At 40.0% G+C, this 25,222-nt stretch carries 20 protein-coding genes and 3 pseudogenes; 17 read left to right on the top strand and 6 right to left on the bottom strand.

All coding sequences use genetic code 11. The features are described from left to right. Positions 1–39: 39 nt before the first annotated feature. The 8 genes from UN64_RS17235 (at position 40) to UN64_RS17200 (ending at position 9,755) form a co-directional block, all read left to right on the top strand. Positions 40–666 carry a class I SAM-dependent methyltransferase gene (locus UN64_RS17235; protein ID WP_077365070.1) on the top strand — a complete coding sequence of 209 codons (627 nt, stop codon included), beginning with the start codon at positions 40–42 and terminating at the stop codon, positions 664–666. 105 nt (positions 667–771) lie between these two features. After that, complete coding sequence (locus tag UN64_RS17230) at positions 772–2,097, top strand: S8 family serine peptidase (RefSeq protein WP_077365067.1); 1,326 nt, start codon at positions 772–774, stop codon at positions 2,095–2,097. A gap of 117 nt (positions 2,098–2,214) precedes the next feature. Further along, the gene (gene rlmD, locus UN64_RS17225) at positions 2,215–3,591 is read left to right on the top strand and encodes a 23S rRNA (uracil(1939)-C(5))-methyltransferase RlmD (protein WP_077365065.1); all 1,377 of its coding nucleotides are present in this window, start codon (positions 2,215–2,217) and stop codon (positions 3,589–3,591) included. A 210-nt stretch (positions 3,592–3,801) separates the two neighbouring features. Continuing rightward, positions 3,802–4,758, top strand: a complete 957-nt coding sequence (locus tag UN64_RS17220; protein WP_077365218.1) for a tRNA dihydrouridine synthase — start codon at positions 3,802–3,804, stop codon at positions 4,756–4,758. Between the two features lie 206 nt (positions 4,759–4,964). Continuing rightward, positions 4,965–5,636 carry a Type 1 glutamine amidotransferase-like domain-containing protein gene (locus UN64_RS17215; protein ID WP_077365062.1) on the top strand — a complete coding sequence of 224 codons (672 nt, stop codon included), beginning with the start codon at positions 4,965–4,967 and terminating at the stop codon, positions 5,634–5,636. Between the two features lie 298 nt (positions 5,637–5,934). Then, positions 5,935–7,599, top strand: coding sequence for a M4 family metallopeptidase (locus tag UN64_RS17210; RefSeq protein WP_077365060.1), 1,665 nt, complete (start codon positions 5,935–5,937; stop codon positions 7,597–7,599). 357 nt (positions 7,600–7,956) lie between these two features. After that, the gene (gene sstT / locus UN64_RS17205; RefSeq protein ID WP_077365058.1) at positions 7,957–9,195 is read left to right on the top strand and encodes a serine/threonine transporter SstT; all 1,239 of its coding nucleotides are present in this window, start codon (positions 7,957–7,959) and stop codon (positions 9,193–9,195) included. Positions 9,196–9,359: 164 nt separating this feature from the next. After that, positions 9,360–9,755, top strand: coding sequence for a VOC family protein (locus UN64_RS17200; protein ID WP_077365056.1), 396 nt, complete (start codon positions 9,360–9,362; stop codon positions 9,753–9,755). Between the two features lie 61 nt (positions 9,756–9,816). On the opposite strand, the gene UN64_RS17195 is transcribed toward UN64_RS17200, so the two are convergent. Then, positions 9,817–11,328 (bottom strand): multicopper oxidase family protein, encoded by a 1,512-nt coding sequence (locus tag UN64_RS17195; protein ID WP_077365054.1) that lies wholly within the window; start codon positions 11,326–11,328, stop codon positions 9,817–9,819. Positions 11,329–11,597: 269 nt separating this feature from the next. Here UN64_RS17195 and UN64_RS17190 point away from each other — a divergent pair. The 5 genes and pseudogenes from UN64_RS17190 to UN64_RS17170 all read left to right on the top strand — a co-directional run bounded on the left by UN64_RS17190 (position 11,598) and on the right by UN64_RS17170 (position 17,431). Continuing rightward, positions 11,598–12,566: pseudogene (locus UN64_RS17190) on the top strand (NAD(P)-dependent alcohol dehydrogenase). Between the two features lie 192 nt (positions 12,567–12,758). Continuing rightward, positions 12,759–13,844, top strand: coding sequence for a PQQ-dependent sugar dehydrogenase (locus tag UN64_RS17185; RefSeq protein WP_306460387.1), 1,086 nt, complete (start codon positions 12,759–12,761; stop codon positions 13,842–13,844). Positions 13,845–14,011: 167 nt separating this feature from the next. After that, the gene (locus UN64_RS17180) at positions 14,012–14,365 is read left to right on the top strand and encodes a hypothetical protein (protein WP_245802070.1); all 354 of its coding nucleotides are present in this window, start codon (positions 14,012–14,014) and stop codon (positions 14,363–14,365) included. 372 nt (positions 14,366–14,737) lie between these two features. Next, positions 14,738–16,570, top strand: a complete 1,833-nt coding sequence (locus UN64_RS17175; RefSeq protein ID WP_077365047.1) for a M6 family metalloprotease domain-containing protein — start codon at positions 14,738–14,740, stop codon at positions 16,568–16,570. Between the two features lie 153 nt (positions 16,571–16,723). Then, positions 16,724–17,431 carry a spore coat protein gene (locus UN64_RS17170; protein ID WP_077365044.1) on the top strand — a complete coding sequence of 236 codons (708 nt, stop codon included), beginning with the start codon at positions 16,724–16,726 and terminating at the stop codon, positions 17,429–17,431. Between the two features lie 31 nt (positions 17,432–17,462). On the opposite strand, the pseudogene UN64_RS21315 reads toward UN64_RS17170, so the two are convergent. Further along, positions 17,463–17,631, bottom strand: a pseudogene (locus UN64_RS21315) (tryptophan-rich sensory protein); the annotation flags it as partial. A 206-nt stretch (positions 17,632–17,837) separates the two neighbouring features. Here UN64_RS21315 and UN64_RS17165 point away from each other — a divergent pair. After that, complete coding sequence (locus UN64_RS17165; protein ID WP_077365041.1) at positions 17,838–18,959, top strand: NADH-dependent flavin oxidoreductase; 1,122 nt, start codon at positions 17,838–17,840, stop codon at positions 18,957–18,959. A gap of 153 nt (positions 18,960–19,112) precedes the next feature. Then, positions 19,113–20,237: an NAD(P)/FAD-dependent oxidoreductase gene (locus tag UN64_RS17160; RefSeq protein WP_077365038.1), complete on the top strand. Its 1,125-nt coding sequence runs from the start codon at positions 19,113–19,115 to the stop codon at positions 20,235–20,237. Positions 20,238–20,474: 237 nt separating this feature from the next. Here UN64_RS17160 and UN64_RS17155 read toward each other — a convergent pair whose 3' ends face one another. Then, positions 20,475–20,954 carry a hypothetical protein gene (locus UN64_RS17155; RefSeq protein WP_077365036.1) on the bottom strand — a complete coding sequence of 160 codons (480 nt, stop codon included), beginning with the start codon at positions 20,952–20,954 and terminating at the stop codon, positions 20,475–20,477. Between the two features lie 97 nt (positions 20,955–21,051). Between UN64_RS17155 and UN64_RS17150 the strand changes: the two genes are divergently transcribed. Continuing rightward, positions 21,052–21,639 carry a vWA domain-containing protein gene (locus UN64_RS17150; protein WP_077365033.1) on the top strand — a complete coding sequence of 196 codons (588 nt, stop codon included), beginning with the start codon at positions 21,052–21,054 and terminating at the stop codon, positions 21,637–21,639. Between the two features lie 54 nt (positions 21,640–21,693). Here UN64_RS17150 and UN64_RS17145 read toward each other — a convergent pair. Beyond that, a pseudogene (locus UN64_RS17145) lies at positions 21,694–22,104 on the bottom strand (TasA family protein); the annotation flags it as partial. A 153-nt stretch (positions 22,105–22,257) separates the two neighbouring features. Between UN64_RS17145 and UN64_RS17140 the strand changes: the two are divergent. Then, positions 22,258–22,470, top strand: coding sequence for a hypothetical protein (locus UN64_RS17140; protein ID WP_077365027.1), 213 nt, complete (start codon positions 22,258–22,260; stop codon positions 22,468–22,470). Positions 22,471–22,645: 175 nt separating this feature from the next. Here the strand turns inward: UN64_RS17140 and UN64_RS17135 are convergent, their stop codons facing one another. Together UN64_RS17135 and UN64_RS17130 are read right to left on the bottom strand one after the other, a co-directional pair. Next, positions 22,646–23,098 carry an NUDIX hydrolase gene (locus UN64_RS17135; RefSeq protein ID WP_077365024.1) on the bottom strand — a complete coding sequence of 151 codons (453 nt, stop codon included), beginning with the start codon at positions 23,096–23,098 and terminating at the stop codon, positions 22,646–22,648. A 596-nt stretch (positions 23,099–23,694) separates the two neighbouring features. Then, positions 23,695–25,035 carry a GntP family permease gene (locus UN64_RS17130; protein ID WP_077365021.1) on the bottom strand — a complete coding sequence of 447 codons (1,341 nt, stop codon included), beginning with the start codon at positions 25,033–25,035 and terminating at the stop codon, positions 23,695–23,697. Positions 25,036–25,222: the final 187 nt, after the last annotated feature.

Here is a 25,222-nt window from a genome sequence, read left to right as displayed (position 1 = left end):
AGCTATTAGGTGTTCTTTTTTAATGGGGGAAAATTAAATATGAAAAACTACTCAAATATCCAGAAATATAAAAGACTTGCACCTTTCTACGATAAGTTTATGGGCAACCGTCTTTTTCGAAAGGCTCGTCAGCAAGCTTTTTCTGAAATTGAAGTTCGAAAAGGGGACTCTTTATTGTTAGTTGGAGTTGGTACAGGCGAGGATTTTCCGTTCCTGCCTGCAGGCGCATCAATTACAGGTGTTGATCTTTCTGAAGATATGTTAAGAATTGCTGAGAGTAAAAAGAACAGCTGGGATATTACACTGCTCCAAATGAATGCTGAAGACATGGATTTCGGAAATCAAAAGTTCGATGTTATCGTATTAAATTTAATCCTAAGTGTTGTAGAGCATCCTGAGAAAGTACTAGAGAAAAGTTTGAACTGTCTAAGCCCTGGCGGCACGTTATTGATATTTGATAAATTTATAGATTCCAATCAGAAACCGAATGTGGTTAGAAGATTCCTAAACAAAATCACTTCAGCGATCGGGACGGATATTACTCGTGATTTTTACAAAATTAAGAGTGACTTTCCGATTGAAATTACGAAGGAATACAAGACGATTAATGACCTTTATACCATTATCGTCGCACGGGAAAGCCTATCAAACGATATATCTGTATAGTCCATTTACAGTAATGCGATTTATCCCCTTTGCATGATTGTCTCTTCCTTTATTATGTTAGAAAATTAAAACAATTCATAAAAAAGGAAGTGGAGGGGTTTGATTATGAAAAAGTTTTTTGCGCTGTGCTTAACAGTTATGATGGCTGCAGCTTTTTTTCTGCCAGAGCAAAATGCGAAGGCGGTGGCTGGAATAGAGGTAGACACTGAGTTGACGAAAGTTCTTGGTGATCTCACATCAAACACACTGGTAGAAGCGGTGGTTACATATGAGTCATTACCGAGTTCATCGGATGTAACAGCACTGCAAAATCTTGGCTTAGAAACAAAAACGTTCAGCAAACTGCCGATGGTTGCTGTTAAAGGAACAAAGCTTGAGATTACATCACTGCTTTCTAGCAGTTTAGATGCAGTATCGGTCTACCATAACAAAGACCTGAACTTTTTAATGAAAGACAGCCGTAAATTAATTGGGGCTGAGCGTGTATGGAACGAGTTAGGCTATACAGGGAAAGGCACTACCGTAGCTGTAATCGATAGTGGAATCGATGCAACACATCCAGATCTGCCGTTTGGGGAAGAAAAAGTTATTCAAAACGTAAAATTCTTAGCGGGTGATTTGTTCTCGAACGAACCGCTTTACCTTGAAAATGTTCAAAACACTGATACTTCTTCTGGTCATGGAACTCACGTTGCTGGAACAATCGCAGGACTTGGAACAGCAAGTGAAGGGTTGTATACAGGTGTAGCACCAGATGCAAAGCTGGTAGGTCTTGGCACAGGCGAAGGAATCAACATCTTTTGGGCACTTGAAGCATTTAACTATGCGATTGAAAATCAGGAAGAGTATGGCATTGATGTCATTTCAAACAGCTGGGGAACAACAGGTGATTACTCAGCAAACGATCCAATCAACGTGGCAAGTAAAGAAGCGCACGATGCTGGAATGGTCGTAACGTTCGCAGCAGGGAATGAAGGGCCAGACGACAACACGTTAAATCCATATTCTGCAGCACCTTGGGTTATTTCGGTTGCTGCCGGTACAAAGGACAAGCAGCTGGCAGACTTCTCATCTCGAGGAGTTGAAGGAGATAACCTGCTTCACCCGGACATCACAGCACCAGGTGTTGATATCGTTTCTACAAAATCAAAAACTGGTGTTGTCATGAACGCACTTGGTTCAGTGACAGATGCAGAATATATTGCGCCAGAACACCTTGCAAACTACACAACCGCGAGCGGTACAAGCATGGCTACGCCTCACATTTCGGGTGTTGCAGCATTAATGCTCGAAGCAAATCCAAACTTAACACCGGATCAAATCCTACAATTATTAGAATCAACAGCTGATCCGATGGCTGGCTATAAGCTACATGAAGTAGGAGCTGGATACGTGAATGCATATGAAGCTGTAAAAGCAGCTGGTAATTAATGAACAGTGAACAGACCTGAACATTTGGGTCTGTTCTTTTTATATTTTGTCATTTGGTGTCCATAAGCAGTTGTGCTACAATCAGAAAAGCATAGTGGACAAAAAGGGACGATGAAAATGACAAAGGCTGATTTGCCTGTTCATAAAAATGAGAGTTATGAAGTTGATATAGTGGATTTAACCCATGAAGGCGCTGGAGTTGCGCGCGTTAATGGGTTTACTTTGTTTGTACCGAATACTTTGCCAGGAGAGCGTGCAAAGATAAAGGTTGTTGGTGTTAAAAAGGGTTTCGGTTTCGGTAGAATGGAAGAACTTATAGAAGCGAGCCCTGAACGAGTTGAACCGCCATGTCCGATCTACAAATGGTGTGGAGGCTGCCAGCTGCAACATCTGTCATATGAAGGACAGCTTGAATATAAACGCAAGCAGGTAGAAGATGTGCTCACACGAATCGGAAAACTTGAGGGTGTGCCCGTATTGCCAACACTCGGGATGGGAGACGAGCCTTGGCGCTACCGAAATAAAGCACAAGTTCCAGTAGGTGAGCGAGACGGCCGCATTATCACAGGCTTTTACCAAAAACGCAGCCATGAAATCGTAGAAATGGACAGCTGCATCATAACAGGCGATACGAACGATGATGCTGTACAAGCGGTAAAAGAAATCGTAAACAAGTACAATATTACAGCCTATGATGAACAAAAACACAAAGGCGTACTCCGCCATATCATCGCACGATATGGTAAAACTACTGGTGACTTGATGATTGTTTTGGTCACCAACGGCAAAGATCTGCCGCAGCGTAAAAAGATTATTGAAGACATTATCAAAGCACTTCCAGAGATTAAATCTATCGTGCAAAACGTGAACTCTAAACGCACGAATGTTATTTTTGGTGACGAAACACGAGTATTATGGGGTGCTGAATATATCCATGATTTTATCGGTGACATCAAGTTCGCTATATCAGCTCGATCGTTTTATCAGATCAATCCTGATCAAACGAAAGTACTTTACGATCAAGCGTTAAAATACGCTGAGCTGAGCGGTGACGAAACGGTAATTGATGCGTATTGCGGGATAGGCACAATCTCACTTTTCCTCGCACAAAAAGCAAAAAAAGTGTACGGAGTAGAAATTGTACCAGAAGCCATTGAAGATGCGAGACGAAACGCAGAATTAAATAACATCACCAATGCAGAGTTCGCTGTCGGTAAGTCAGAAGACGTGATTCCTGAGTGGAAGAAACAAGGCATCACGCCAGACGTGATCGTAGTCGACCCGCCGCGTAAAGGCTGTGACGAAGAACTATTAAAAACGATTATTGAAATGAGACCTGAACGAGTGGTGTATGTAAGCTGCAATCCAGCTACTCTGGCTCGTGATCTCCGTGTTTTAGAAGATGGTGGATTTAAAACGGTAGAAGTACAGCCCGTTGATATGTTCCCGCAGACTACGCATGTTGAAGCGGTTGCGAAGCTTGTACTCTCATAACTTTAAGGAGCCTTATTCCTTGGTGGATGAGGCTTTTTTGTTTGTGATGACTTCATTCAGAACCAAGTAAGTATTTCGCTCTTAAGTATTTCCATAAATTATAAATGGACAGTATTTGATAAACATTTAGTAGTCATGATATAAGTATGAAAGAATATTTTTTACAGGGATTTGAAAGTTGTATCCATAGTGAGAGGATTTGAGCTTGAAATGATAGATAATTTTTGGCGTGATTTACCGCGTCCATTTTTTGTGCTTGCACCAATGGAAGATGTGACAGATGTAGTTTTTCGTCATGTCGTAAGTGAAGCCGGCCGGCCGGATGTATTTTTCACAGAGTTTACTAACTCGGATAGCTATTGTCATCCGGAGGGCATGAAAAGTGTCCGCGGCCGTTTAACGTTTACGGAAGATGAACAGCCGATAGTGGCACATATTTGGGGCGATAATCCCGAATATTTTCGCCAAATGAGCATTGGCATGAAAGAGATGGGATTTAAAGGCATTGATATAAATATGGGCTGCCCTGTACCAAATGTCGCACAAAGAGGTAAAGGGAGCGGTCTTATTCTGCGTCCGGATGTTGCGGCAGAACTTATTCAAGCAGCAAAAGCGGGCGGATTGCCTGTCAGCGTGAAAACACGACTTGGCTTCAAGGAAGTTAATGAGTGGAAGGAGTGGCTTACGCATATTTTAAAACAGGATATTGCAAACCTTTCTATTCATTTACGTACAAGAGAGGAAATGAGCTTAGTAGATGCACATTGGGAGCTTATTCCGGAAATTAAAAAACTGCGTGACCATATTGCACCAGATACACTGCTAACAATTAATGGTGACATTCCTGACCGTCAAGTCGGGCTGCAGCTCGCTGAGAAATACGGTATTGATGGTGTAATGATCGGCCGGGGAATATTTAAAAATCCTTTTGCTTTTGAAAAAGAGCCAAGAGAGCACAGCAGCCAAGAATATCTTGATCTTTTAAGACTGCAGCTCGACCTACAGGATAAATATGCGAAAGAAGTACCGCGTTCAATCACAGGTCTTCATCGCTTTTTCAAGATCTATGTCAAAGGATTCCCTGGAGCTGCTGAATTAAGAAATCAATTAATGAACACAAAATCGACAGATGAAGTGCGTGAATTGCTTGATAACTTAGACTGCTGACTTATAAAAACAAATAGAATATAAAGTTAAAAACAGTATGGAAACTCATGGGTTACATACTGTTTTTGTTTATTTATTTTTCACTTCAATACTAGAGTGCAAGTCCTTTAAAAATGACTAAAAAGTTATGGGATAGAGGAAGACGAAAGCCCTTGCAGAATAAAATATACAATCAGAATATTGTAACGACAAGGAGGAGTTACGTTATGAAATTACTGCTTACATCTGCAGGCGTTAATAACAAAAGCATACACGACGCGCTAGTTGATATGCTGGACAAGCCAATCGCCGATTGCACTGCACTGTGCATTCCCACTGCGATGTACGGACATCCTTGGGTCGGACCAGGCGTGAAAACTTGGGAATTCATCAGCGGGAAAGGAGAGAATCCCATGGTTAATTTAGGGTGGAAGTCAGTGGGCGTTCTGGAGCTCACAGCGCTGCCAAGCATCGATGAAGATCGCTGGGTGCCGCTGGTCAGGGAGACGGACGTCCTGCTGGTGTCGGGAGGCGACGCTCTCTACCTGTGCCACTGGATGCGGCAATCCGGGCTGGCAGACCTTTTGCCGTCGCTGCGTTCAGTCTATGTGGGAATGAGTGCTGGGAGCATGGTGATGGCACCTAACATTGGGGAATTCTTCGTTGGCTGGACTCCACCCAACGGTGGTGATAAGACGCTGAGTCTGGTCGATTTTGCAATGTTCCCCCATGTGGATCACGAGATGCTGCCGTATAACACGATGGCTGCTGCAGAGAAATGGGCAGCTGGTATGCAGGGGCCTGCATACGCGATTGATGATCAAACCGCCATCAAAGTGATCGATGGAGAGGTCGAAGTTGTATCCGAAGGGCATTGGAAACTGTTTACGCAAAGTTAGTTCTAAAGTAATGAAGCTTATAATTCACACTTACTAAAACAAAATTCAGAATAAAGATTGGTTAGAAGAAGGAGAAAAGCAGGATAAAAACCTGCTAACTCCTTCTTTTTTATGCTTTTATAAATTACTTAGCAGTGATTTTCCCTTATCCTATTTGGTATATTCTACCTACACAACCCTAAAATAATTAGCTATATTTTATATTTTTTGTAAAATTAAGATAATTCTTATTGTTCATTCGAAACTTTTTCTTCTCCTCTATAATGATTACTATCCAATTAATAGGAGGTATTACATAGTGAAGAAAAAGCTTTTAGCACCTGTACTTTTGTCGTCAGCGCTGTTGGTAGGCTCAATTCCCGTAAACGTCCTTGCACAACCTATTAACTCTAGTGAAGGTAGTGTACAAGCTTCTAAAGAGTGGAATGAAAAAGCGAGTGTTCCTTTTTTTGTGAAGGAGCGTTCGGCGGAGAAGTTCTCTTCTAGCAGTCCTTCTAATGCCTTGAATTACTTGAAGAAAAATCAAGATAGGATCGGGATCAACAATCCTGATAAAAATCTAAAAGTGAAAAGTGTACAAAGAGATGAACTGGGCATGACGCATGTCCGCTTTACTCAAGCAATCAATGGAATTCCTGTAGAAGGATCTGAAATTATTGCACATTTTAATAAAAATAATGAAGTAGTATCTGTGAACGGCAGAACAAATCAGACTCTTACTGTTGAGGAAGTGGATACAACTGCTTCTCTCAGCAGTGAAGCAGCACTTCAAGCTGCATTATCGTCTGTTAATGCTCCAGAAGAACTGACATATGACCCAACTGCTGAGCTTGTCGTTTATCCTTTTAAAAATAAAAATCATACAGCTTATAAAGTGAATGTTAACTTCATGGGTGATGAGCCTGGAAACTGGTTTGTGTTTGTTGATGCAAAGTCAGGAGAAGTGATTGATAAGTTTAATGGCTTGATGCATGCTGAGGAAAATAAAACGCAAAATGGCACTGGAAAAGGTGTGCATGGTGAGCACAGGAACCTGCATATTACCCGTGTGAAGGAAGATAATTCAGGCACGAAATTTGCTTTAGCGGACTACTCTCATGAGAATCTCGAAGGAATTTTCACGTATGATGCTACAGCTGATTGGGACTCCAGCAATGACGCCCTATATACAGGGAATTCTGCGTCCTTCATAAGCGACTATGATCGAGCGGCCGTAGATGCTCATTATAATTCTGAGAAAGTTTATGAGTATTATCTAAACGAACATGGTCGCAATTCTCTGGATGGAGAAGGAATGGCAATTAATTCTTATGTACACATGGGTGTCGATTACAATAATGCGTTCTGGAATGGGCGTTATATGGCTTATGGGGATGGCGATGGGGAGTTTTTCATTCCTTTATCAGCCGGCCTTGACGTTGCAGCCCATGAAATGACTCATGGTGTGATCTCCCATACTGCGAACTTGGCATACCGAAATCAATCTGGAGCACTGAACGAATCATTCGCTGACGTTTTTGGTGCACTCGTTGATGATAGTGATTGGGAAATGGGCGAGGACATTATGGCGCCAGCTGCAAAAGCGGATGGTGTAACAAGGCTGCGCAGCTTAAGTGATCCAAACAGCGTCGTCGTAAGTAATCCGCAAAGAGCAGCTTACGGCAGTGGAGTGTATCCCGCTCATATGGATGAATTTTATAACATGCCGCTTAATGTAGATAATGGTGGTGTTCATGTTAACTCTTCCATTACAAACCATGCAGCATACTTGATTGGCCAAGAGATTGGAAGAGAAAAATTAGGAAAGATTTATTATCGTGCTTTATCTGTTTATTTAACTTCAAATTCCAATTTTAGCGACGCTCGCCAGGCGCTCGTTCAGTCAGCAAGCGATCTGTATGGTGAAGGAAGTGCGGAAGAGACTGCTGTTAACGAAGGTTTTGATGCGGTGGGAATTTACTAAAAGAAAAATTATCACGGATGTATTTTAGATAAGAGGCACCTCAGGAATAACCACTGAGGTGTTTTCTTTAGTTCATTTCTAATAGGAAAGCGAACAACCTGGAGCGGAAATCAATATCATCTTCAGAACCAGCAATAATTATTTAAAATATTCAAATAATTACAACTTTTATAAATAAATTGTAATCTATCAAAATACCCACTATAATACTATTTATTAGGAAGACAATTGTCTTTTTCAGGTGGAATATATTAGGCGTACCTTCATTGTTGCTCCCTTATAAAAGACTTTAGTTTATTGCAGGTTTTTTGAGATTAAACAGCTTTACAATTCTAACTTAGATTGGTGATGACATCTATGAAAAGTATACTGAAAAAGTGGAATCAGTTGAGTCTTGTTAAACAGATCCTTATAGGATTGATTGTAGGTATTATCCTTGCTTTAACGATTCCGCAAGCAGCAAAACCTGTTGTTATTTTTGGCTCTTTATTTGTAGGTGCTCTAAAAGCTATTGCACCTGTGCTGGTATTATTCCTGGTTATGTCGGCTATCGCCCAACACAAGGCGGGCCATCAAACAAACATGAAATCAATTATCTTTTTATACCTTTTAGGAACATTTTTGGCAGGATTAACAGCCGTTCTTGCAAGTTTTCTTGTCCCTGTAGGCTTGACTCTTGGAAAGGGAGCGGAAGGTGTAACGCCTCCTGGAGGTGTTGTTGAGGTACTCAAAACATTGCTGATGAACGTTGTTGATAATCCTTTTAATGCCCTTGTTAACGCAAACTATATCGGTATTTTAGCGTGGGCAGTACTTTTAGGTCTTGCTTTAAGAAAGGCACAGGATACGACTAAAACAATGATCTCCAATGTTTCAGACGCTGTTTCTAAAATCGTTACTTGGGTGATTAAGTTTGCGCCGTTAGGAATCATGGGCTTAGTATTTGAATCTATTACAGCAAACGGTATAGATTCATTATTGAGTTATGGGAAGTTACTTGCTGTATTGATCGGCTGCATGGTTTTCGTCGCGTTAGTCGTGAATCCAGCCATCGTGTTCTTAGCAATAAAACAAAACCCATATCCGCTTGTTTTTAAATGTTTAAAGGAAAGCGGGATTACAGCTTTCTTTACACGCAGCTCAGCTTCCAATATTCCGGTAAACATGAAGTTATGTGAGAAGCTTGGTTTGAATAAGGATAGTTATTCTGTATCCATTCCTTTAGGGGCAACGATTAATATGGCAGGTGCTGCAGTTACGATTTCCGTTTTAACACTTGCAGCGGTTCATACACTAGGGATTGCGGTGGATTTTCCTACGGCAGTTCTCCTTAGCGTACTATCAGCTATTTGTGCTTGCGGTGCTTCAGGGGTTGCTGGCGGTTCATTATTACTGATTCCACTAGCTTGCAGCTTATTTGGAATTCCAGGTGATGTGGCTATGCAGGTAGTTGGAGTAGGTTTTATCATTGGCGTGCTGCAAGACTCATTTGAAACCGCTCTGAACTCATCGACAGACGTACTTTTTACTGCTGCAGCTGAATATAAAGAGTGGCGTAAAGAAGGAAAAGAAATAAAAATTGAAAAAGCAGCATAAGCAAGAAATTTTCTTGCATTGCAAAAAGAATGGCACCCCAACGAACGATCTTAGTGTTGGAGGTGCCTTTTTCGTTCACAAATACCCATAATATAAGAGGAATTATTAGGAAATGCATGGAATGACTTAAGTGGTGATTATTTTATAACCAAAGGAGGTTAATCATGGGAAGATTAATTCATTTTGAAATTCATGTGGATGACATGGAACGAGCAATGAAGTTTTATGGAGAAGTGTTTGGTTGGGCGTTTCAGGATTGGAGTGAGTACGCAGGATTGCCATATTTTGGAGCGGTAACAGGTGACGAGAATACACCAGGGATCAATGGCGCTCTAATGAAGCGGCAAAGTGCACCGCCAGAACCTAATCAACCTGTAAATGGCTTTACTGGTACAATGGGAGTAGAAAATTACGACAAGACAGAGAGTAAGATTCTAGAGCAGGGCGGTAAGGTTGCTATGCCAAAATATGCTCTCCCAGGAATGGCGTGGCAAGGATATTACATAGATACAGAGGGCAATATTTTTGGAATCCATCAGCCTGATGAAAATGCAAAATAAAATTATTAAAGAAGGCAACTCCCTGTACTTGGGTGTTGCCTTTCAAGTTTTATACAAAGTATCAGTCTGAATGGTGTCCAGAATTAGATTTAGAAGAAAAATCACAAGGCAGGATTGTTAACGGTCTCATCATGTCGTGATCTTCGTGCTCTAAACGGTGGCAGTGCCATACATAATCCCCGCAATAAGGCTGGAATTTCATAATAATTCGAACCGTTTGTCCTCCTGCTACGAGAACGGTATCTTTCAAACCGAAATCTGCTGGGAGAGGTTCTACTAGATTTCCGTTCTCATCGTAACGATCAATTACACGGAAATTGACCAGATGTATATGAATAGGATGAATCCCAGGAGTTTGATTCACTAGCTCCCATATTTCTGTAGAACCAAGCAACGGTGTCTCTGTTACTGGATCCATCCATGTTTTATCATCAAACAATAGCATAAGGCGTCCAAATTCATCTTGAGAATCCTGTAATGTTAAGCGTCTTACTTTTCTTACACAATTTAACGAAAGAGGTTCTATATGGCTTAAGAGGAGCGGGACTCTTGATTGATCAGGAAAAGATAAAGGCTTAGTCACCTGAAATTCCATGATAGCACCAGTTGGGTTTCCTAATTCAAAACCATCTTGCAATAAAATGCTTTGTCCTTTTAGCTTTGAAAAATCAACAACGATATCAACGCGTTCGGCTGGTGAAACATCTAAACTTTCTACCCTGATGGGGCGTTCAAGAAGGCCGCCATCCGTCCCAATTAAATAAAATGGTATATGGTTGCTGAATTGGTATTTATATGTTCTAGTATTAGAAGCGTTCAAGAGGCGAAATCTGTACTTTCGGGGCTCCACTTGTAAATATGGCCAAACTTTTCCGTTGACGGTAATGGTATTCCCTAAAAATGCTGGGACGATAGAAGGGTATGGTATATTGGGTGTCGGATTTTCTGGCTGGGCAGGATAGAACAACGAACCATCTGGATTAAAGGATTTATCTTGAATGACAAGCGGTATTTCGTATTTTCCTTTTGGAAGCGGAAGTGTTCTTTCATGCTTATCGCGAATAAAGTAAAGACCTGCAAGACCTGCATACACGTTTAAGCGGGTAATACCGAGTGCATGGTCATGATACCAAAGGCAAGATGCCCTTTCTGAATTCGGATAATGATAGATTTCTTTTTTAAAGTGAGGACCTGTTTGCCGAAAGTTTCTCGTAAACCATGCTTCAGGATGACCATCACTGTCTGGTTCTGATGGACTTCCATGCAAATGGACAACGGTACGTACTTCGGGATTATGAACTGCTCCGTGAATCGTTTTATCAACAGGTAAAAAATGCTTAAGGGGTAAATGGTTTGTCCATCTCACATATATAGACTGATTTCTTTCAACATTAAATGTTGGACCAGGCACTAGCCCATTGTAGCCCCATACTTTTGCTGCAGGCAGATCTCTATGAAACTTGTGCAGTGTCTCGATCATACGTACCTCATACAACGGTTCCCCTTTATATTGTTCCTTTGGCATAATTATAGAAGGAATGGGAAGAGGATCAACAAATTTTTCTAACTCCAAATAATTCAATCTCCTTTTTAAAAGTTTCCCCTTCTATAAACAATGGCTATCAAATAGATATTGCTTGTTTAAATGCCCAGTCATAAAACTTTTTTAAAGCAAGATGCGCATTTGGCTTTGAAACTGCCTAGATATATAAGCAGTCGCTAAAAAAGGGAATTCGATTAACTAATACCAAATGTTTCTTTATCAATAAGTCTTTCATACTTTTAAATGAATATCTTTAATTAATGGGTCTTTAGTTGTCTTTATTAAAAAGGGGGAATGTTATGAAAGCTATCGTTTGTAACAAATATGGTTCACCTGATGTACTTCGATTTGAAGAAGTAGAAAAGCCTATTCCAAAGGACAATCAAGTACTAGTGAAGGTTCATGCATCATCCTTAAATTATGGCAATCTGGTTCTTTTAAAAGGAGAACCGTTCTTGGCCCGCTTTGCTTTCGGTCTCACAAAACCAAAATACCCAATACCCGGAGGTGACATAGCCGGGCGGGTGGAAGCTGTTGGAAAAGATGTAAAACAGTTTAAGCCGGGTGATGAAGTGTTCGGTGATCTATCAAGTTGTGGGTGGGGTGGTTATGCTGAATATGTATCTGCAGCCGAAAGTGCATTAGCAATGAAACCAGCCAATCTATCTTTCGAAGAAGCCGCTGCGGTACCGATGGCAGCAGTTACTGCCCTTCAAAGTCTGCGAGATAAAGGTAAAATCCAGACAGGTCAAAAAGTTTTGATTTATGGTGCCTCTGGCGGTGTAGGGACATTTGCTGTTCAGGTTGCAAAATCATTTGGAGCAGAGGTAACAGCTGTATGCAGTTCCAGAAACTTAGGCATTGCGCGTTCAAATGGTGCAGACAATATAATAGATTATACGAAAGAGGATTTTTTTGGAAAGATTGACCGGTATGATCTGATTCTTGGTGTTAATGGATCTCAGCCAATTTCAGTTTATAAAAGAGCATTAAAACCTAATGGGATTTTTATTCATGTAGGAGGTTCAAGCTCTCAATTGTCCCAAGCTATGTTTCTAGGTCCTTGGATATCAATGACAGGGAGTAAGAAGATAAGTACCTTCTTATAAAGGCAAAACCAAAAGGATCTAATTTATGTGAAAGAACTTCTTGAGACCGGCAAAGTAAAACCTGTTATTGATAGATGTTACAATTTAAGTGAAGTATCCGAGGCTTTTAGGTACTTTGAAGAAGGACACGCTCAAGGGAAAGTAGTTATCACGATATGAAGAGTGAATGGGATTTATCTTATAATCGGATCAGTTTTAAGAAGGAGCTCGCAGTATGGAGTTCCTTTTTTCATTTTGTAAAACAGAAGCAATCTCATTAAAATGGTATAATTTTTTATAATAAAGTTCGTTTGTTAGATTCATTAATAATCTGGCTAAACTATTTTTAGGGATGAAAATTATGAAATGGGGGTGTTGGCATTGAAAAGGTTTTTATTCATTTTAGTTTCGGTTTTATTACTTCAAGGATGCTTCAATGATGGCAAAAATACATCCGAGGAAAGCGAGAAGGATACAGTAGAAGTTCTTGCAAGACAAGCTGAGGTGATTACAACAGATTTGGACATACCCTGGAATATTACAAAACAGAATAACACCTTTTATTTAAGCCAACGACCTGGCTATATTGTCAAAGTTGATGGTGATAGCGGAACAAAAACGGTTCAAAATATGGAAGTTACAAAGAAAATTCTGCACAGTGGAGAGGGAGGTTTGTTAGGTTTCATACTTGCCCCTGACTTTGATACTTCCCGAGAAGCGATTGCGTACCATACCTATAGAGAGGATGGTGTTGTTTTTAACCGAATAATTGTGCTGGAATTGACCGGTAATACATGGACGGAAAAAGGAATCATTCTCGATGGAATCCCAGGAGGCAGAATCCATAACGGCGGACGAATTAAAATTGGCCCTGATGGGAAGTTGTACGCTACCGCTGGCGATGCAGGGAATCCGGAAAATGCTCAAAACCTTCAAACGTTAGCTGGGAAGATCTTACGCATGGAGATGGATGGGAAGATTCCGGGCGATAATCCATTTAATAATTCTCTTGTTTATTCATATGGCCATCGAAATCCGCAAGGGCTAGCCTGGGACCAGAACGGAAATCTTTATAGCTCTGAGCATGGACAGTCTGCACATGACGAAATTAATTTAATCGAGCCTGGAAAAAACTACGGTTGGCCGGTTATTGAAGGTGATGAACAAGAATCTGGCATGGTTTCGCCGATCTTTCATTCAGGGGATGTCACGTGGGCTCCATCGGGAATGGCCATTACAGATAACAAAATCTATGTATCGAATTTACGCGGTGAACAAATTTTAGTGTTTGATCTGACTGTGAAAACGGTCGATACTTTTTTTCAAAGTGCAGGGAGAATGCGTGATGTGCTGATTGAAGGTAACGCATTATATACGATTACGAATAACCGGGACGGAAGAGGCTCTCCGCGAGAAGGAGATGATAAATTGTTGAAACTGCCTTTATTGGAGCAGTGATGAATTAACTTAAATTAAATTGAAACAAAAACACCCATACCTCATATGATATTATGAATTTTTAAAAGTGGGTGAAGGTGTTGAATTCTTATAGATATAGACAGGATTGGACCGCTGTTTTGCAACTTCTAAATCAAAGCTTATATGCCGAGGAAATGGTTTGTTCCATGAGTACTCAATTATTTGTTATCCCGGCAACAGCAGACCTAAAAGGAAATGCTGAAATGCACAACAGTCTAGTCCCAGCTTCATATCATCGAGTGACAGCAGCAGGAAGTGCAACACGTCTGCAGAACGGTGAAACGCATGAGACAATCATTCGTATATTGGTTTCATGTGTAAACAATGGACTTAAAAGAGATCAAGAAGTAACGGAATGGCTGCCTGTAATGAGAGACGATGCCCCTGATGAGTTTAAGCCATTTCTTGAAAACATAATCAGCTGGCAGCAACAAGCAGTACAAAGTTTAACGTCAGCTAAGCAGCTTTTACAGCAAATGGGGTATGAATCACAAGAATAATATTTTTAATCCTTAAAACTCGATACAAAAGCTAAAAACCAACAACAATTCGTGTTGGTTTTTATTTTATCTATTAAAATACAATGTAACAGGTAACTTAATGAATGAGAGATACTAACAAAAACTCATGAATTCTATTTATATGTCTTGTAAAAGATTTTATTTTTGGTTTTACCCTAAAACTTTTCAACATTCTTAGACTGGAAATACTATTATATGACAATAAAATTCAGCTTATACTGTAGCAACTCCTCTTAATCGTTACTATATGAATTAATTTGTAGAAATAGGTAGATTTAATTCTCTATTAATATACTAATAATTCAGATATATTCTATTTGTATGAGATTTGAAAAATGAGGAGTGATATTCTTGTTGAAAATTTTGTCTCAGGCAGGCTTATCTTTAGCATTAGTTGGTAGTGTTACATTCACTAGTTATCAACCAGATAATGTTCATGAACAAGCAAAACATACATACGATTTAAACTTAGCTCATTATGTTGGTGCTTCACCTGAATTAGTTGAAAGGGCCAAAGAATTAAATATTGATATCTCCAAAGCTGATCCAGCTGAAAAGATTGCTAAACATGGAGAAAAGTTTCAACAACCCGGTGATAACCATGTTGCTTATAACGAAGCTACTGGCGATGTACCGGTACTTGTAATCTTAGCAAAGTATCCAGATGGTGATGAGCCGGTTGGTGATATGCCCGGTCAAGTTCCAGCGAAATACTATGAGGATTTAATATTTGGAAATGAATATAATCCTTATGAATTAAACCAATTTAAACAATATGATGGACTGAATGTACCAAAGGACCGCACTATGCAAAATGCCTACAAAGAGTCCAGTTATGGAAAAGTTAATTTAGTCCGAAAAGAAAATACTGAATTTGCATGGGTGGAAATGCCTAAAGGAGCTTCCTATTATTTAGACCAGGAAGGCAAGTATGCTGAAGGTGGTAAATACGTTTTTGGGAATGTAAATGGGGATGCTCACACTGGTGAATTTATACGTGATTTACTAAAAGCAGCTGATGATCAAATAGATTTTTCACAATATGCAGAGGATGGAGAAGTTCCAAATATCTTCGTCGTCCATGAAGGAACAGGAGCTGAATTCAGCCGTGACCCGGCACAGTTCTGGTCTCACAAGTGGAATGTATTAAGCGCTCTTTACTATGGTAAATACTATGAAACTGGTAAACCTGCAGATGTGTATGAAGGTATGACTCAAGCTGAATGGATTAAGAAAACTTATGCAGAAGATATGACGTATGACGGCGTCATCGTAAATAACTACAACATCCAGCCTGGTATCGGCGGAAACGTTGCAGGGTTTGATGCTGCGACAAATAGTTATAAGGAAGAATTAAAACAAGGTCCGTTCCCTGCTCAAACCGGAGTATATGCTCACGAATTTGGACATGCTCTTGGATTACCGGATTTCTATGACACACTTTATACTTCTGAAGGTGTTGGAAACTACTCTATGATGGCAGGCGGTTCATGGATGCGCTTTCCGAATAAACCAGCATACTCTGGTAACTCGCCAACACACTTCGATCCATTCTCTAAAATATTCTTAGGATGGGCTAATCCTATAGAAGTAAAACCTGAGAGCGGAGTTCAAGAAATTACATTACCAGCTATTAATAAAGCAGATGATAATAATGGTATTGTAAAAATGGAAGTGCCAGGTTCAAATGGTACGGAATACTTCTTGTTTGAAAATATTCAGCAAGACGGTTTTAACAAAGGATTATACCGTCAAGGTGAAGATTCTCATGGGTTAATGGCATGGCATGTAGATGAAAATATTATTAATCTATATCAAACTGCAGGCTTCCGTCCGAATAATGTTGAAAACTGGATGAATAAACGCTTCCAGTACAACCAATCAGAAACAGCTAAAGATGGAACAGTTGTTACACACTATGGATTATCTGTTCTGCAAGCTGACGGTCAATATGATTTAGAAAAGTATGCGAATCGCGGAGATGCAGGTGACTTCTTTAAAACAGGTTCTAAGCTGACTCCAAATTCTTCAAACGTGCATACAGGATCTTATTACTTCTGGAAAGGTTATAGTTCAACACCAGCTGACTCTGGAATTCATGTAACAGACATTGTCGAAAATGAAGATGGATCTATTTCAGCTAAATTCTTCTATAGTTTTAACGAAGGAAAGAAAAAGAAGTAAAAAATACAATTTCTAGAGTAATAATGTACCCTTTCTTAAAAGTAATTTAAGAAAGGGTACTTTTATTAGTTAAACACATTTTGTTTGTCATACACCAGTATCCCTTACAGCCCATAGAATATAATTAAAGTCCATTAGGCAAGGGGCAATTATATGTATAACTATTACAGAGTGGATCCAAGCGTCGTTTCTTTTGCCAGAGGTGATGTAACGGGAGATAAGGTCCCTGACAACGTGTACTTAACGGGAACAAAAACACCTGACAGTCCCTTTATTCAAAACATTACGCTTGTCGTACAAGATGGAAGAACAGGTGCATATAAATCGGTGGATTTGTCCGAAAATGCTGGTTATAACCCCACGTTATTTTTAGGGGATTTTACTGGTAACGGTGTGGACGATATTTTAATACGCATTGACTCAGGGGGAAGCGGCGCGTTCACATATGACTACGTTTATTCTTTCTTGAATAATAACCCGCAGCTAATATTCAATTTTAAGGCATATAACGAGCAATTTCAGTATGATGTTAAGTTCCAAAACAACTACAAAGTGAAAGTAGTCAGTAAGATTAATAATCTCACATACTTAATTGATATTTCTTTAAGAGATCCAAAGTACTTGAGCGAAATTTATGATGCAAATGGAAAATTGAAAAACCCTATTGAGGGCTTTGTTAATCCAGTAAGCGGGTTATATCCCGTAGATTTTGATTCTAATGGAGTCTATGAGCTGACGGCGTATCAAAAAATAGCAGGCAGGTATAATGCGGATGCACTCGGTTATGTGGTGAACACACTGGCTTGGAAAGAAAACCGCTTTAACCTTCAAAATCAAAATGTCGCCATTTCTGGTTATTAACAAAAAGATCTAGTCTTCGGGCTAGATCTTTTTAATTTAAGCTATATATCGTCCATGATAGAAAAGTGGCAAATGAACTCCAAAGAAGAGAAGGGAAAGGAGCAGGCAGAGACTTTGTTTAATCGGCCGGCAACGATGATTAAAAGAAGAGTAGTCAAGGCAATCAAATATGCATCAACAGTTGCTGCGAATAAATCTTTTGGCTGAATCGATAATTTTCATGTTTTACCTCCTGATTAGTAGGGGAGAATACGAAAACCACGGATTTTCATGTCCTTAGAAGAATACTGTTCCCTTTATAATTCATTCCTAAAACGATGAATCGTATCTTTTGATTTTGTGAGTACTAGGTATTATTATAATAGTTACTAAAAAAAAGAAAGTAATTAAAGGTGGAGAGAACTTAATGAACCAGAAATATGCGCTACTGTTTAACCCTTTTAGTTTTAAAAATGGTATTGAGTTAAAAAACCGTTTAATTATGGCTCCAATGACGAATTTCTCATCTAACCCCGATGGGACGGTAACCGACCAAGAGATCCGTTATTATGAGCGACGGTCTGAAGGTGTTGGTATGGTCATTACAGCCTGTACAAACGTTACAGCGAACGGTAAAGGGTTCCCGGGTGAGTTTGCGGGTGATACGGACGAAATGATTCCTAGTCTGCGGAAATTGGCTTCAGCTATAAAAGCGAAAGGTTCAAAGGCTATTCTCCAGATTTTTCATGGAGGACGGGAGGTTCCCCCTGAGCTTGTCCCAAACGGAGATGTCGTAAGTGCAAGTGACATACCATCCGCAGAAGGTAAACCAGTTCCGCGATCATTAGATGCTCATGAGGTGGAATCTATTATTCGGGATTTTGGAGAAGCTACAAGACGGGCAATCGAGGCAGGTTACGATGGCGTTGAGATTCATGGTGCAAATGGATATTTAATTCAGCAGTTTTTCTCGCCTCACGCTAATCGCCGTGAAGATCAATGGGGTGGTTCTTTAGGAAAACGTATGGCTTTTCCCCTGGCTGTAGTTGACTCTGTTAAAAAAGCAGTTGCTGAACACGCAGATGATTCATTTCTCGTCGGTTATCGTTTTTCACCAGAAGAACCTACAACACCAGGGATCACGATGGCTGATACACTAGCACTTGTAGATGCATTAAGTGTAAAAAAGCTGGATTACCTTCATGTTTCCCTGATGGATTTCTGGTCAGAGCCAAGACGTGGAGTTGAAGATAAACGTCCTCGTATTGAGATTATCAATGAAAGAGTGGGAGATCTCGTACCAGTTATTGGTGTTGGTTCAATCTACACTGCTGATGATGCACTTGCTGCAATTAAAACAGGAGTACCTTTAATAGCGCTCGGCCGAGAGCTTATTATTGACCCGGATTTTGTGAAAAAAATTGAACAAGGAAAAGAATCAGAGATCGTTACTAAGATTGATAAAACGAAACAAGAGGAACTAGTCGTTCCAGATCCCTTATGGAAGGCTATTGTGAGTACCCCTGGTTGGTTCCCCGGAGTTGATTAATGAAGAGGAGCAGGATTAACCTGCTTCTTTTTTGTTGTTCGTTATTGCATTTAATATCATCCTGCAGAAAATCAGGGTTTTTTACGTTTTATTTTATGAAATAATACAGTTAAACTTATAACAAAAATACATATGTAATAAAGGAATGTTTATATGCAAAAAGTTATAGTGATCGGAGCTGGAATACTCGGCGCATCTACAGCATATCACCTTGCAAAATCAGGGGCTGATGTTACTTTAGTAGATCGTCGAGATCAGGGGCAGGCAACAGATGCAGCTGCAGGCATCGTGTGTCCATGGCTTTCGCAGCGCCGGAACAAAGCCTGGTATCAATTAGTAAAAGGCGGTGCTCGCTATTATCCGGAATTGATTGCGCAGTTGGAAGCAGACGGCGAAACGGAAACAGGTTATAAACAAGTAGGTGCAATAAGTCTTCATTCAGACACGGATAAGTTGGAGAAGATGGCGGAAAGAGCGATCAAGCGGAGAGAAGACGCTCCTGAGATTGGGGAGGTCACTGTCCTTTCGCCTACTGAAACAAAACGTTTATTTCCTCTTATTGCAGATGAATACGGAGCTGTTTTTGTGAGCGGTGGTGCTCGTGTGAATGGAAGAGCACTGCGAAATGCATTAATCAGTGCATCTGTTAAGAACGGAGCTAGTCTATTAAATGGTGACGCAACAATCTTTCATGAAAACAATAGAGTCCTCGGAATAAAACTAGAGGGGAAAACGCTGCTGGCAGACAAAGTCATCGTTACGGCAGGCGCATGGTCACAAGAATTACTGAAGCCGTTAGGTGTTAACTTCAAAGTAACACCGCAAAAGGCTCAAATCGTTCATCTGGAATTGCCTCAGACTGAGACAAGCTCTTGGCCAGTTGTAATGCCTCCTACCAATCAATATATCCTCGCATTTGAAGGTGGGAGAGTCGTTGTCGGTGCAACACACGAGGATGAAGCGGGGTTTGATAATCGCGTAACAGCGGGTGGAGTCCATGAAATTTTAAAAAAGTCATTAACTGTTGCGCCTGGTTTGGCAGAGAGTACTATAATCGAGACACGAGTTGGATTCCGGCCATTTACGCCTGGATTCTTACCGGTGATCGGTCCTCTGCCTAACTTTGAGAACATCCTGCTTGCCAACGGATTAGGAGCATCCGGTTTAACAAGCGGTCCTTACCTTGGCGCGGAACTCGCTAAGCTAGCTCTCAATCAGCAAACCGAAATTGATACCAGCAGCTATGATGTAGCTGGAGCAATTGAAGATATCAAATAGAAGGTAAAAAGACAACTTTAGGGTTGTCTTTTTAGTTATAGATGAGGTATACCGGAGCGAAACTTGTCGCAAAATGTCATCTCGTGGTTATTTTCAGATTAACGTGGGATTATGGTGATCTAACGTGGGAATATTTTAATTAACGTGTGATTATTCCTATTTATCGTGGGATTCTCAATCGATTATACCAGTATGGGTATTGCCGAGGTATACCAATCAATCTTCTAAATCCCCTATCTACACTAATGTCTTCTGACTAAAGTAATCTAAATACTCATTGACTTGAATAACATCATAAATCCCCTTGTTTAAACAGAATTTAATGACTAAGTCGCTTGTTTCACTGTCAGAAAGTGAATAACCGGCTGAATCGAGCAGCTGTTCAAATTCCTCTTCATTAAGTGTAAGCCCAAGCCCAAGAGCAATCACAGTATTTTTCTTTGGCCGGTAATCAGCCTTCGATCGAATCTTTGAAAAATGCTTGCGGTCAATACCAGCACTTTTATAGACCTCACTGTCACTCACGCCTTTTTGATCAATAAAACCGAAAAGAACTTCCTGAAGAGTGGGTTTTCGATTGTTTCTTATAAAATCATCTAACTCAATATGAAGACTTTCTGCCTTCATATCGGTGTAGTACATACTTTCTTGTAGCTCATAAATTAAGTGGTCATTTATATAAGCTTCTAATTCTTTAATTATCTTTTGATCCAGCATAAGATCAGCCTCCAAAATGTCGCTTCACAGGCGACCAAATTATGGATAAGTGCAGCTATTATTATAGCATGACAAACAAATTTGGAGGATGATGAAGATGAATAAGAATTTAACGGAGATTATTTTTTTGTTGGATAGAAGCGGGTCTATGTCTGGATTAGAAAACGATACAATTGGTGGATTTAATTCTTTTATTGAGAGGCAATGCCAGTTGGAGGGAGACACGCTAGTCACCACAGTTCTTTTTGATGATCAATATGAATTGTTGTGGAACGGAAAAGATGCTACGAAAGTGAAATTAACATCTAAAGAGTATTTTGTCAGAGGGACAACAGCATTATTGGATGCAGCAGGTAAAACCATCTTAGATGTTGGACACCGATTATCAAAGACACCAGAGGAACAAAGACCGGGCAACGTTATTTTTGTGATCACAACAGATGGCATGGAGAACGCGAGTCGTGAGTTCACCTATGAAAAAGTAAAAGAACTGATTAAACATCAGCAAGAAAAATACAGATGGGAGTTTATTTTTATGGGAGCAAACATTGACGCTGCAGAAGAAGCGGAGAGTTTGGGAATTAGTAAAGACAATGCTTACGACTTTGAGGCATCAGAGGTTGGTGTTGAGAAGATGTACAATGTGATGTGTGAGGCAGTAACGGTTAAAAGACAAGGGTTGTAGACAAAATAAAAGAAGACTGATCTTTCATTCTGGATCAGTCTTTTTTTCTTAATCTTAGTTATTCTCTGGATCTGTATCATCATTATAAGTTCCTGGTGCCTGCTTCGGATTAAATGTCCAATCGACTTGAAGTTTATCGCCTTGGAATTGGTATTGATCTTCTGTGTTATCGACAAACTGGAATAACACGAACATTTTTTCTTTTTCGCCAGGAGGGATTCCGTCAGGGCGCTGTGTGCTTCCGACAAACTCGTCGATCACTGTTAAATGTGGAATTTGTTCTTTAAGCTGAGCTAGTGTTGTTTTAACCACAGGAACCGTAGCGTTGCTTGTGTTGTACATGATGGTTACTTTAATGAGATTAGCAAAGTCATCTGTATTATCAGACTTTGCATCTTCCACTGTATAATTTGTATCCAGTAACACTTGATAAATGTCTAGAGATCCTTTGTTTTCAAAAGTGAACTCACGGTAAACCCTGGTTTTTCAGCTTAGCGAAAAGAAGGGTTACCGGTTAAAAAGAATTAAATGCAAGCCCCTGTTGAAGAAGGGGCTTTTTTTATCCTGTGTAATTCTTTTCTTTTTGGGGAACATAAAAAATCATAGGAGGGATGCAAGATGAAAGAAAAAGAAGAAGAAAAAGTAAATCAAGAAACTTCTGATGGATTAAACCAGCTTGTTGAAATTATTAATGCTAAGGGCGATACAGAGGAATTAAAAGAAATCGTCAATAAGTACGAAGATAAAAAAGAACATTCCCCTTTGTGCACCGATGACTTTTTCTACACAGACTTAAGAGCGATTGCAGAAGACGGGGCGAAAGAAGATTAAAAAAGACAGAGCGCAACCGTGTAACGGGTTCTCTTTTGGAGGAGAAAATCATATTTCACAAGCCCTTTAGCATATTGAATAGCACTATAATTGGATATGCAAATGACATTAAAAACGACCAGATTTTTGTCTGGTCGTTTTCTTATGCCGTTATTCAATTAAAGCACCCGTTAGCTTAATAAGCACTTCTAATATATTCATCTATTATTGGTAAATCAGGTGGACTAATGTTTGGGGGAAGTTCATTAAACTTAAAAAAATTTAAATCCTGAACTTCACTTTCTTCTCTTCTCAATACACCTTCATAATCCCTACATACAAAGGCAGATACAACATTATATACTTCATCACCGTGAGGATATTTATAGTAAAAATCTTGTCCTGAAAAAACATTGAATAAAATTAAATTATTTGCGTTCAATCCCGTCTCTTCAAATAATTCCCTTTTAGCTACTTGTTCTAATGTTTCTCCAATCTCCAAAGAACCACCAGCTAATCCCCAACAATTATTGTCTTTACGAAGTTGTAATAATAATTCATTTTTACTATTTACAAGTATTACACACGCACCAGCCATAATTAGAGGGCGACTACCCACTACTTTTCTTAAATCCCTAATGTATCCCATTACATCCTCCAATAGTGTTTATTCCACAATCCTGCTACGTTTGTTGAATATGGTATCCCATATTTTAACCCTTAATATATATTCGATTTAATCGTTTCTTAATCCTTTTTCGCTAAAATTGGTAAGTCTTTTAGCAAGTAAATTAGCATACCAAATCGCAGCGTGACAATAGTTATTGTCAGCTTGCTAAAACCTATGCGAATTAGGGTGCTGATTAAGGTAATATATGTGGTTTATTTTCACCAAAATCCTTTTATATCAATGAAAAAACCGCAAACAATTACATTGCGATTTATAGTGCTAATTGCTATTCGATTTGGCTTGTTTTTTCTTGTTTTCTCCCTCAAAAGAGAACCCGTTAGCAACCGTGTCTCTGTCTTTTAATTTGCCTATTCTCTAAAAGATCGTTGCTTGTGATTCATTCTCTACATTGACTAGTTGATTGGAGTGAAAGGTGCGAGACTCCAGCGGGACGAGTGGGACTGGTGAGACTCCTAAAGGTGCAAAGCGCAAGGAGGCTCACCGCCCGCCCCGCAGAAAGCGAGCATCCTGTAACGGAAATTAACCACTTACAAGAGCAACAATGTTTAAACAGTTTAAACCAAAATCACCCACAAGATCATCGTGAATACAATCGTAACAACGCCTTGGAGAAGAGTAGCCATCGTTTGTGCTTTATAGGCATCTGTTACTTTCATTCCTGTAAACTCTGTTACTACCCAGTAGAAGCTGTCGTTCACATGGCTTACTGTCATTGCTCCTGCTCCGATTGCCATAACGACCAGCGCCAGCGGAACGGCTCCTTCAATACCGAGACCAGGAAGCATGGGCGCGATGAGTGAAGATGTAATAACGAGTGCAGCTGTCGAAGACCCTTGGGCTGTTTTTAGCGCAGCTGCAATCAAGAACGGAATGAGCAGGAATAACGCTCCGCTGAAAATATCGCCTAAGGACCAGCTTTGAATGATATCGGCAATGCCTGTATTTTTAATAACTCCTCCAAATGCTCCGCCGGCTCCAGTGATTAGTAAGATAGGAGCGGCATCTAACAGCGCTTCTCCAACCCATTTTGTCATCGTTTCTTCGTTGTATTTCGGCAGCAAGAAGAAGGCTGCAATCACACCAGCTAATAAAGCCACAAGCGGACTTCCCAAGAAAAGAAAGAAGTTTGCAATGTTTCCTTTTGCACCTTGATAGGTCACAACAGAACCAATACCAATTAATACAATCGGAAGCACGATCGGTAAAAAGGATAAAAATGTGGAAGGCATTTTACCAAACGAAGAGACGATCTCATCGTAATTCAATTCTTCACCGTCATCTTCGACTTCAATTTTATCGGCCACTTTTACTGCCCATAAATAGCCGGCAATGGTAGCGGGAATGGCAACAATTAGTCCAATGATAATAATCGTTCCTAAAAATCCGTTTGCACCAATATTACCAGCGGCTGCGATAGGACCAGGGGTTGGAGGAACGAGCGTGTGTGTGGCATATAAACCGGTAGCAAGAGCGACAGACATCGAAGCAACAGCTACTTTTGCACGTTTTGCGAGTGCTTTTCTTAAAGAAGACAAAATGACGAACCCAGAATCACAGAAAACAGGAATAGAAACAATATAGCCGATCATACTCATAGCGAGCTGAGGACGTTTCGGTCCGACAACGCGAAGAACCACTTCTGCCATACGAAGAGCGGCTCCGGATTTTTCAAGTATGGTTCCGATGATCGTTCCGAAAACGATAACGAGACCGATTCCTCCCATTAGACCACCAAAGCCAGTGTTAACGTTTTCAACAATCTTCATTAAAGGCATGCCGGAAGCGATTCCTACAAAGAAGGTACCTAGAATCAAAGATAAAAACGGATGCAGCTTAAATTTCGTGGTAGCGATTACAACTAACAGTACACCTATTAATAAAATAAGAAATAACATGATGTGTCCTCCAATTCTATTTTTGTTAGCGTTCCTGGTGTCCGGAGACATTCTTTAAACTTTCTACAAGTGTAGTACAAAGTTCAACAATGTCAATTCATCTTTTGCAGTAGTTTAATAATCAGCATTCGTGTTACATATGTTTCCATTATGGATAAACTAATCTAAACTAGATTAAAAGATAGGA

It is taken from the genome of Fictibacillus arsenicus, assembly GCF_001999465.1.
Lineage (GTDB): Bacteria > Bacillota > Bacilli > Bacillales > Fictibacillaceae > Fictibacillus > Fictibacillus arsenicus.
The sequence above is the reverse complement of the archived record's forward strand: the minus strand, read 5'-3'. Positions and strand labels throughout refer to the sequence as shown.

Bases quoted from the DNA above. Each gene is read 5' to 3' on its own strand.
- UN64_RS17235 (WP_077365070.1), top strand. From the start codon at position 40: ATGAAAAACTACTCAAATATCCAGAAATATAAAAGACTTGCACCTTTC.
- UN64_RS17230 (WP_077365067.1), top strand. From the start codon at position 772: ATGAAAAAGTTTTTTGCGCTGTGCTTAACAGTTATGATGGCTGCAGCT.
- rlmD (WP_077365065.1), top strand. From the start codon at position 2,215: ATGACAAAGGCTGATTTGCCTGTTCATAAAAATGAGAGTTATGAAGTT.
- UN64_RS17220 (WP_077365218.1), top strand. From the start codon at position 3,802: ATGATAGATAATTTTTGGCGTGATTTACCGCGTCCATTTTTTGTGCTT.
- UN64_RS17215 (WP_077365062.1), top strand. From the start codon at position 4,965: ATGAAATTACTGCTTACATCTGCAGGCGTTAATAACAAAAGCATACAC.
- sstT (WP_077365058.1), top strand. From the start codon at position 7,957: ATGAAAAGTATACTGAAAAAGTGGAATCAGTTGAGTCTTGTTAAACAG.
- UN64_RS17200 (WP_077365056.1), top strand. From the start codon at position 9,360: ATGGGAAGATTAATTCATTTTGAAATTCATGTGGATGACATGGAACGA.
- UN64_RS17180 (WP_245802070.1), top strand. From the start codon at position 14,012: ATGAGTACTCAATTATTTGTTATCCCGGCAACAGCAGACCTAAAAGGA.
- UN64_RS17170 (WP_077365044.1), top strand. From the start codon at position 16,724: ATGTATAACTATTACAGAGTGGATCCAAGCGTCGTTTCTTTTGCCAGA.
- UN64_RS17165 (WP_077365041.1), top strand. From the start codon at position 17,838: ATGAACCAGAAATATGCGCTACTGTTTAACCCTTTTAGTTTTAAAAAT.
- UN64_RS17160 (WP_077365038.1), top strand. From the start codon at position 19,113: ATGCAAAAAGTTATAGTGATCGGAGCTGGAATACTCGGCGCATCTACA.
- UN64_RS17155 (WP_077365036.1), bottom strand. From the start codon at position 20,954: ATGCTGGATCAAAAGATAATTAAAGAATTAGAAGCTTATATAAATGAC.
- UN64_RS17150 (WP_077365033.1), top strand. From the start codon at position 21,052: ATGAATAAGAATTTAACGGAGATTATTTTTTTGTTGGATAGAAGCGGG.
- UN64_RS17140 (WP_077365027.1), top strand. From the start codon at position 22,258: ATGAAAGAAAAAGAAGAAGAAAAAGTAAATCAAGAAACTTCTGATGGA.
- UN64_RS17135 (WP_077365024.1), bottom strand. From the start codon at position 23,098: ATGGGATACATTAGGGATTTAAGAAAAGTAGTGGGTAGTCGCCCTCTA.
- UN64_RS17130 (WP_077365021.1), bottom strand. From the start codon at position 25,035: ATGTTATTTCTTATTTTATTAATAGGTGTACTGTTAGTTGTAATCGCT.